This window comes from Streptomyces albidochromogenes, from assembly GCF_005981925.1.
Taxonomy (GTDB): Bacteria; Actinomycetota; Actinomycetes; order Streptomycetales; family Streptomycetaceae; genus Streptomyces; species Streptomyces albidochromogenes.
Window position 1 is genome coordinate 1 of record NZ_VBVX01000555.1, and the last position, 2,039, is coordinate 2,039.

Below are 2,039 nucleotides of genomic sequence, written 5' to 3' on the forward strand. Positions count from 1 at the left end.
CGAGCCGCCGTGCCAGAAGCCCTCGACGGCCTGCTTCTGGTACGGGCGCAGCGCCCAGCCGTCCTCCGCGAGGTCGATCGCGTGGGCCTCGCCGTCGACGTACCCCGCGAGGTCCTCGGCCGGCCAGATCGAGGAGCGCATCAAGTCCCTCGCCGACCTCTCCCACACGCCGCTCTTCTTCGGCCGCCTCGACTACCTGCACGTCGTCGGCGCCGAAGAGGCCGAGGGCGCGGAGGGCGAGCGCTTCTACATCGGCCGCCGCCACGTCCACGACGCCGACGGCGACCCCATGGTCATCGACTGGCGCGCCCCGGTCTCCCAGCCGTTCTACCGCGCGTCCAAGAAGGACCCGCTGGACGTCGGCCTGCGCCGCCGCTTCGGCTACACGGGCGGCGAACTCACGGCGTACGAGGACGAGCACCTGTCCGACCCGGCGGAGGCGGAGCGGACCAGCAAGCTGCTCCAGGCGGAGATCGAGCGCCCGCGTGTCGGCCCGATGCGCGACATCGTGGCCACGATCCAGCCCGAGCAGGACGAGATCGTACGGTCCGGCCTGTCCGGCAGCGTCTGCGTGCAGGGGGGTCCGGGCACCGGGAAGACGGCGGTGGGCCTGCACCGCGTCGCGTACCTCCTCTACGCGCACCGGGACCGGCTGGCCCGTACCGGAACGCTGGTCATCGGCCCCAACAAGTCCTTCCTCCACTACATCGAGCAGGTCCTGCCCGCGCTCGGCGAGCTGGAGGTCAAGCAGGCGACGGTCGACGACCTGGTGGCGGTGCACGGCGAGGTGCGCGGCGCGGACGACGCGGACGCGGCCGTCATCAAGGGCGACGCGCGGATGGCGGAGGTGCTGCGCAGGGCGCTGCGCTCGCACGTCACCCCGGCTCCCGCCGAGCCCGTGGTGGTGGTGCGCGGTTCGCGCAGGTGGCGGGTCCCGGCGTACGAACTGGAGGAGATCGTCGGCGAGTTGCTGGCCCGCGACATCCGTTACGGGGCGGCGTACGACGCCCTGCCGCAGCGCATCGCGCACGCGGTGCTCGTACGGATGGAGCAGGCGGGCGAGGCACCGGACGACCGCGTGCAGGACGCGGTGGCGCGGAACACGGCGGTGAAGGCGGCCGTCAAGGCGATCTGGCCGGCGGTGGACCCGGCGAAGCTGGTGCTGCGGCTGCTGTCCGACGCGGACTTCCTGGCGGAGCACGCGCAGGGCGTGCTGTCGGCGGAGGAGCAGAAGCGGATCCTGTGGGCGAAGCCGGCGCGGTCGGTGAAGTCGGCGAAGTGGTCGGCGGCGGACCTGGTGCTGCTGGACGAGGCGGCGGACCTCATCTCGCGCACGCATTCGCTCGGGCACGTGGTGCTCGACGAGGCGCAGGACCTGTCGCCGATGCAGTACCGGGCGGTGGGCCGCCGCTGCACGACGGGTTCGGCGACGGTACTGGGCGACCTGGCCCAGGGGACGACGCCGTGGGCCACGGCGAGCTGGGCGGAGGCCCTGCGGCACCTGGGCAAGCCGGAGGCGGCGGTCGAGGAGCTGACGGCGGGCTTCCGCGTGCCGCGCGACGTCATCGCGTACGCGTCGCGGCTGCTGCCGGTGATCTCGCCGGGGCTGGCGCCGGTGTCGTCGGTGCGGGAGAGCGCGGGGGCGCTGGCGGTGCGCGAGGTGGCCGCCGCCGACCTGTCCGGCGCGGTGGTGGAGGCGTGCGCCGAGGCGCTGCGCAACGAGGGGTCGACGGGCCTGATCGCGGCGGACGCGCGCATCGGGGAACTGGCGGCGGCCCTGACGGCGGCGGGCCACGCGTACCTCTCGCCCGGCGAGGAGACGACCGCGCAGTCCCGCCTGACGCTGGTGCCCGCGTCGCTGGCGAAGGGCCTGGAGTACGACTACGTGGTACTGGACGAACCGGCGGCCGTGGTGTCGGGCGAGCCGGACGAGCGGACCGGTCTGCGCCGCCTGTACGTGGCGCTGACCCGAGCGGTCTCCGGCCTCGCGGTCGTCCACGCGGCCCCGCTCCCCACCGCCCTGACCTGACGTCCCCACC

Annotated in this window: 1 protein-coding gene; it reads left to right on the forward strand. The window is 74.2% G+C overall.

What is annotated here, in order from left to right; all coding sequences use genetic code 11:
* On the forward strand, nucleotides 1–2,029 hold a 2,029-nt coding region (locus E2E34_RS33775), incomplete at its 5' end, for a HelD family protein (RefSeq protein WP_138905637.1).
* Nucleotides 2,030–2,039: the final 10 nt, after the last annotated feature.